Genomic DNA, 6,472 nt, shown 5'->3' with positions numbered 1-6,472 from the left:
TTGCATGCTCATGAATGACGAACATCGGAAAGCCGTATGAGGGAAAACCTCACGTACGGTTTGATGAGGAGGGGCTGGGTTTTGCCCAGCCTTTTACTCTAGAGAGCGGACAAGCCTTATGTAACGAGCAGGAAATGGTGAAGGAGAAACGAATATAACGAATATAACGAACATAGCGTTTCATTTTTCATCATAGGTTGGTTAGCGTGAACTTAATATGGAGTAATCGATGTACACCGGAGAGGAGCACTATAGTTCATGAGGGATATACAAGATTTTGTTTCTGATTACATCAAAGGAAAAAAACATCTTCATCTTGAGATTGGCATGGTTACTAAAGGAGATATCGAATATCATTCATTCGGCAATCCTCCTAAAGCAGGTGGAGCTGCTCCTGAGCACAGGTTGTTTGAAATCGGCTCTCTGACCAAATTATTCACAAGTATGCTTCTACTAGAATTGCAGCATCAACAACGACTTTCCATCGATGACACAGTCAGCAAGTACATACACCAGGGCAAGAACGATTATTTAAAGAAAATTACGCTCAAACATCTGGCTACGCACACCTCTGGATTACCCAGATTAGCACCAAACCTGTCCTCGAAAAAAAATAGATACAATCCGTATGTAGACTATACAGAGCAAGATTTGCTTGCCTTTTTAGCTGATGCGGACTACACAGATCAGATCGGTTCCTTTGAGTATTCAAATACAGGCATGGGCTTACTGGGCTACATTCTATGCAAAGTGACAGACAGTACATATGACGCTCTGCTGAAAAAATATATTACAAATCCATTAAACATGATGGAGACTGCAGCTGTACTGAATACAGAACAGAACAGCCGACTGGTAAACGGACATACGTCAACCGGTAAAGTCATGCCTCACTGGGATCTGGGTGGAGTACACGATGGAGCGGGAGCAATCAAGTCATCTGTTTACGATATGAGTTTATTTGTACAAGCCAATCTCAAAGAAGATCATCCTCTAGCCTCTGCCATGCAACAAAGTCATGTGCCTGTAAAGATCGGAGATTCAGACCTCTATCTTGGGTGGCAAGAAGATACGGCGTTAGATCAGGCTATTCTGTGGCATAACGGCGGCACTTTTGGTTTTACCAGCTATTTAGCTATAAACAAGGAGCAGGGCGTAGGTGTTGTATTATTATCCAATTACTGTTTTGGATCAGCCGCTCGTGTGGATGAGTACCTCGATGCAATTTACAAGTTTTTCACGAAAAAAGATCTGTATCCGCTCACGTTCCTGGAGCCTGTAGGCAAGAACATACTGGAATCCATGATGAAATAATAAAACCACCTTGCAAGTGAACCCCGATGTCGATTCTCGGATGTGCTCTTGTGGAGGTGGTTTTTCATTCGCGTCTCTAAAAATCATTAATATCCGGAGCCGTGGTTATATGTGGTGTAAGTCGTTGTTGTGCTTGTACCTGTAAAGGAGATAAGTGCAAAGCTACACATGACAGTTAATATAAGCATAATTTTTTTCATTATCGAATTGACGTTAACTACACACTCTTTAAAGGTATCCAGCGTGGAACCACAGGTACTAGTGTTGGAGGGTGCTCTACTATCATCCAAGGGGTATTGAACGTAAAAGAAGGAAAAACCGTTAATTGTAACAAAAAAATAAGTGGTACAGGCTATTATTTTGGTGAGGTTAAGATAAATATTAAAAATGCTCTAGGAGTTAGCATGGGCACAGACAGTTCTCAAACAAGACAAATTCTGACGAATAAGCATGCAACCGTTTATCCTTATCATTATGATCCATACTCCAACAAGGTCATGGCAGAACCTGCCAGACCGGACTGGGCAAGAACTACATCTGTGAAGTGGGATTCTAATGATAGATATGAATATATAAAGAAATACAGTGAATTATATCCGAACAATGGATAGAATTGGTCTGGAAATGTGACACATACTCATCATGTAAGACCTCGTAACCTTGGTGGCACTAATGCTTTTGACAATATCATACCAATTCCCGCAAGAGTTCATGAGTCTATTGTAAGTCCTTGGTTCGTGGGATATTAATGTGATAAGCTAGCCTTATATTACATTTGTAGAAGTTGACTAATAAGGGGTCGTATGAATGGAGTTATTCAAAGAGTTTAAAGATTGGTCCGATCAAAATGATGGACGGATTGTAATACTCACTTCTGCTGGGAAAATGACTGCCGTAAATAGGCTAAAGCCTGGGGCATCGCAGGAGAAAATGGACGTTCTTTCACATTTCTTTTCTGTCCCGTTACCTCCAGACTACATAGATTTTTTGCTGGTATGTAACGGAGCCTCATTGTTTGAACATCCTGAGTATGGGGGAGAAAACTTTTTATACTCTGTTGAAGACGTCTTTCACTATAACGAACCGACTGCTCGCAGAATTGTCGTTGCCAATATTCTTGATGACCGAATTATCATTGATCTGGAACGTTGGCAATCTGGCGACGAAGAATATTTATTGCTTTGTGAAAGCATGAATCCTGTGGAATGCTCAGGCCCTTTTAATTCAAATTTCAAAACATGGCTAGAACGATTCTTAATCTCTCAAGGGTCAAAATTCTGGTACTGGAAGACAGATCGGTATACTTTCTAAGAAAATTGCTGTATTTCACTGAGATAGCAGACATGATTATAATTGTTACCTCAGTGATGTCTTTTAATTTTACTTCTATCAAAGTTAAGATATATAAGTTGAACTATTTTTTACACATTAACGGAGAGGACAGAAAAGACCTGAAAAAGCGGAGCGGTCGCCTTTATCACCGGATTTTAACCTTTGTTAAAAGGAAATCAAAAAAATCTGGGGATAACAGCGATTGGAAGGTTATTCTGTCATCGGAGTGGACTGTGTAAAATCCTTAGTTCAACTTATATAGTTCATTCATGACATACCCGCTTCACGCAGAAAATGATGCACAATCTCCGTCTGATACCGGATGCGTACAGCGCGTTTCAGGCTCCAGCACGTTTCAACGGTGACAGACTTCGCAGACAGCAACCTTGCAGCGGCTGTACGGGCGGAACCCGGCAGCTCATGCCGCTTCAGATTAAAATGATGCTTGTGAACCGGGATGGATCGGTTCATACGTTCAATGATTTTTCGGCAAATCGCCACACTGGAGCTGCCCGGATTGGTGATCAGCGTTTGTCCAAGCACGCGTGGACTGAGCTGTGAGAGGCCGTTGGCTTCATGCAGATCAAGCCACCAGTCGGGCTGATGCGCACGCGCAAGCCGGAACACGGCGGCAGCCAGTGGATGCTTGGCTTTACCGGATTTACGGCGGGGAAACGTACGATTCAGGTCGGGCTTGCCTCTTATTTCTCTCGCATACGCCTGCTGGTTGACTCTGGGTACAATAATTAAAGTTCCGCGATGAATCACATAGCGCCCTGCTATACAATCATCAGCAAGCTTCTGCGCAGCGGCCATGCTCGCCGTTTCATTGCCATGAACCCCGGAAGTAATCATCATGACAGGTCCGGGGTTCGTTCCGCGTACGATGTAATAGGGCGCAGCATAGGGACTCGAAGCAGCAAGAACATGTCTGGTCACAAGCATGACCCTCACCTCCGTTACTACAGTACGTCATGTCCCTCTTTCCTGTAACGGCATTCGAACAGCCTGGTCACCCGTTTCATCTTAAAATAGGCCAATCCATATTCAATATACGTTGTGAATCACATCCTCAAAGTCTGGTTCCTTCATTTCGATATCGTCAATCTCTCCCCACTGCTCCAGCTCCTTCAGAATGTCCATCGTACGCCACTCCTTCCGATTCACCAGTGCAGTCAGCACCTGATCGTGCATGCTTGTAACCTGAATGGCAGAAGGCAGCGTGTTGGGCAGCTGAACCTGTCCACGGAAGGCAACACGAATCATGGTAGGCAGGCCGATGGTATCCCGCAGGGAGGAGATCGTACCGTCATAGGTCAGCTGCCCATGGTTGATGACCATAACGCGGCTGCATAACTGTTCGATATCATCCATATCGTGGGTGGTGAGCAGAATGGTTTTGCCAAACTCTTCATTTAATGTGCGCAGAAACTGGCGAATGTTCCGCTTGGCGTTTACATCCAGCCCAATCGTGGGTTCGTCAAGGAAAAGCAGCTCCGGATCATGCAGCATGGACGCTGCCAGATCCGCTCGCATACGCTGCCCAAGGGAGAGCTTGCGAACGGGGGTAGCCCAGAACGATTCGAGGTCCAGCAGTTCAGCGAACTGGGACAGCCGTTTTCTTTTGACCTCAGCACTTACGCCGTACATTTCTGCCAAAATATCATACGAATCCTTCACGGGTAAGTCCCACCAGAGCTGGCTGCGCTGTCCAAAAACGACCCCGAGCTTTCGCACTGTCCTGCGCCGTTCCTCATGTGGATTCATGCCGCCCAGCCGCACCTCACCCGCAGTGGGGTGAAGAATGCCTGTCAGCATTTTGATCGTGGTTGATTTACCAGCCCCATTCGGCCCGATGTAACCGACAAATTCACCTTGCCGGATATCAAAGCTGATATCTCGTACCGCTTCTTTGGTTACATACTGGCGTGAAAACAAGGTGCGCACCCCTGAGAAGCGTCCTTCCCGCACGACAGGGGTTTTGAACTCTTTTTGCAGATGGCGTGCCGTAATCATATTCATGTGTGTTTTGACTCCTTTATTAACTTCTCTAACTGCCTGTACTTTGATATTTGGTCATGCCGAAGGCCCAGAAACGTAAACTTGCGGCCAAACATAACAGGGCTATTGCAGCAATAAGAGCCAGTACCCACACGCCACCTTCACCGCGCAGCAGGTAGAGGGCCGGAACGTAGTTCACGAATCCCACGGGAATGACGGTCAGCAGCAGGCTTGACATCCATTTGGGATAAAGTGTGAGGGGGTATTGAGCCGCTGTACGGGCGGCGTCCTCTGTAATGACCTGCAGCTCCTCGATGCGTGTTGTCCAGAAACCGAGAGTTGCTGTAGCGAGTCCGATGGAAAAGAGAATGATCGCCCCGGTTACGATGACAAGCAGAGAGAGCGGAATGACCGTCCAGCCGATCTGCCCGCTGTTCATCATTCCTGACAGCGACCAGCAGAGAATAAATCCGCCCTGAAGCACTTCACCAACCATCAGGCGGAAATTTTGCGGCAGTAGTGCGAGCAGCACGGGCATGGGCCGTGTCAGCAATTGATCCAGTTCACCGCCAACCAGATATTTTTCCAGATGATGCACCTCGTTGCCGAATGTTCGGTACAGCGTTTTGGATAAAGTCATAATGGCGAAGAGATAACCGATCTCATATAACGACCAGCCCTTGATCGCACCGAATTTGTGCAGCACCAGTGCAACCATCAGAAACTCGGAAATTTGAATGAGTGCGGCAAGGATAGCTCCCAGCACAAAATTGAATTTGTACTGCATCCGGCTGCGGATGCTTGTGCGAATGAGTATTTTATATAAATGGAACCAGGATATTGGCTTCATCCGCCTTGCACCTCCACTTTACGACGTAACACTTGGGTGATGCCCAGGCAGAGCAGTGTCATAAACACACACCAAAGCAAGGTTCCCCAGAGTAAGGAGCCATCTTCAAAGCCCAGGTAAATTCGCGTAGGAACGTAGAGCAGAAACGGATAAGGAGACAGCCAGGCCAATTGCTCCAGCCACTTCGGCAGCCATTCCAGCGGGATGAAGAAACCGGCCATCAGGTTCATCAGGGCATGATTAGCCCAGTGTAACCAGGATGACTCCGTAGTCCACATGGATGTGACACCGATAATGTAATTCATACAGATGGACAAGTATGCTGCGCCGGCAAGGGCAAGTGCGGCATATGCGAATGTCCAGGTCTCCGAAGGCCATTTTAGGGAAAAAACGATGGAGTAGAGAAGGTAGATGGGAAGGCTTTTGTACACGAACTGGTAGGCGATCTGCCCCCATTCCCGTGCCATTAAATGGCTGAAAAGATGTACCGGACGCATGAGGTCCAGTGCAATCTGCCCCGTCCTGACACTGAGCGGAATACCTAGTCCGTTGGTCAGGAAGCCTGAGATCCAGAGTGACGATTGCGTGAACGCAATGTAGCTGATCATTCCCTGTACCCCGTATTCTCCGAGCTGATGGTCGGCCCCGATGCCGATCCAGAGACAAGCGTACATGTACCCAAACATGGCGCTTGCCAGGTTATGTACCATGTGTGCCCCGCGATATTGCAGGTTTCGGGCGTAGGCCTTGGAAGCCAACGTAAAATAAAGCATATAACACCTCCGATAAGTGGATTGAACGGCGGACCCGTTCACTTCAGTCAAGGCGAAAAAGAGAGAAGGACAACAGCATACCAATATATTCCTTCACATGCAATACATTTTTTTAGCGAATATTGGAATCAAAGGGATTGTTCATGAATGCGCCACAAGACAGAGCGGAAGGATTGGCTTTATAATGAAGAGGTATAGTCGC

7 protein-coding genes are annotated in these 6,472 nt (G+C 46.6%); 3 read left to right on the top strand and 4 right to left on the bottom strand.

What is annotated here, in order from left to right:
* The first annotated feature begins 258 nt into the window (after nucleotides 1–258).
* The 3 genes from IEW26_RS24500 (at nucleotide 259) to IEW26_RS24490 (ending at nucleotide 2,625) form a co-directional block, all read left to right on the top strand.
* Nucleotides 259–1,314, top strand: coding sequence for a serine hydrolase domain-containing protein (locus IEW26_RS24500; RefSeq protein WP_188594259.1), 1,056 nt, complete (start codon nucleotides 259–261; stop codon nucleotides 1,312–1,314).
* Between the two features lie 296 nt (nucleotides 1,315–1,610).
* The gene (locus IEW26_RS24495) at nucleotides 1,611–1,925 is read left to right on the top strand and encodes a hypothetical protein (protein ID WP_188594258.1); all 315 of its coding nucleotides are present in this window, start codon (nucleotides 1,611–1,613) and stop codon (nucleotides 1,923–1,925) included.
* A 196-nt stretch (nucleotides 1,926–2,121) separates the two neighbouring features.
* Entirely contained in the window at nucleotides 2,122–2,625 is a 504-nt protein-coding gene (locus tag IEW26_RS24490; RefSeq protein WP_111273600.1) for an SMI1/KNR4 family protein, read from the top strand.
* Between the two features lie 288 nt (nucleotides 2,626–2,913).
* On the opposite strand, the gene IEW26_RS24485 is transcribed toward IEW26_RS24490, so the two are convergent.
* The 4 genes from IEW26_RS24485 to IEW26_RS24470 all read right to left on the bottom strand — a co-directional run bounded on the left by IEW26_RS24485 (nucleotide 2,914) and on the right by IEW26_RS24470 (nucleotide 6,270).
* Nucleotides 2,914–3,591: a succinylglutamate desuccinylase/aspartoacylase family protein gene (locus IEW26_RS24485; protein WP_188594257.1), complete on the bottom strand. Its 678-nt coding sequence runs from the start codon at nucleotides 3,589–3,591 to the stop codon at nucleotides 2,914–2,916.
* 102 nt (nucleotides 3,592–3,693) lie between these two features.
* Nucleotides 3,694–4,662 carry an ABC transporter ATP-binding protein gene (locus IEW26_RS24480; RefSeq protein WP_188594271.1) on the bottom strand — a complete coding sequence of 323 codons (969 nt, stop codon included), beginning with the start codon at nucleotides 4,660–4,662 and terminating at the stop codon, nucleotides 3,694–3,696.
* A gap of 34 nt (nucleotides 4,663–4,696) precedes the next feature.
* On the bottom strand, nucleotides 4,697–5,497 hold the full coding sequence (locus tag IEW26_RS24475) for an ABC transporter permease (protein WP_188594256.1): 801 nt from the start codon (nucleotides 5,495–5,497) through the stop codon (nucleotides 4,697–4,699).
* Nucleotides 5,494–6,270 (bottom strand): ABC transporter permease, encoded by a 777-nt coding sequence (locus IEW26_RS24470; RefSeq protein ID WP_188594255.1) that lies wholly within the window; start codon nucleotides 6,268–6,270, stop codon nucleotides 5,494–5,496. Before IEW26_RS24470 ends, IEW26_RS24475 begins: the two co-directional genes overlap by 4 nt.
* Nucleotides 6,271–6,472: the final 202 nt, after the last annotated feature.

The organism is Paenibacillus silvae (assembly GCF_014639235.1).
Taxonomy (GTDB): domain Bacteria; phylum Bacillota; class Bacilli; order Paenibacillales; family Paenibacillaceae; genus Paenibacillus; species Paenibacillus silvae.
Note: the sequence above shows the minus strand (reverse complement) of the source record. Positions and strands in the feature narration are given on the sequence as shown.

What these genes read in the sequence shown, in the direction of transcription:
- IEW26_RS24500 (WP_188594259.1), top strand. Translation starts at nt 259, where the DNA reads ATGAGGGATATACAAGATTTTGTTTCTGATTACATCAAAGGAAAAAAA.
- IEW26_RS24490 (WP_111273600.1), top strand. Translation starts at nt 2,122, where the DNA reads ATGGAGTTATTCAAAGAGTTTAAAGATTGGTCCGATCAAAATGATGGA.
- IEW26_RS24485 (WP_188594257.1), bottom strand. Translation starts at nt 3,591, where the DNA reads ATGCTTGTGACCAGACATGTTCTTGCTGCTTCGAGTCCCTATGCTGCG.
- IEW26_RS24480 (WP_188594271.1), bottom strand. Translation starts at nt 4,662, where the DNA reads ATGATTACGGCACGCCATCTGCAAAAAGAGTTCAAAACCCCTGTCGTG.
- IEW26_RS24475 (WP_188594256.1), bottom strand. Translation starts at nt 5,497, where the DNA reads ATGAAGCCAATATCCTGGTTCCATTTATATAAAATACTCATTCGCACA.
- IEW26_RS24470 (WP_188594255.1), bottom strand. Translation starts at nt 6,270, where the DNA reads ATGCTTTATTTTACGTTGGCTTCCAAGGCCTACGCCCGAAACCTGCAA.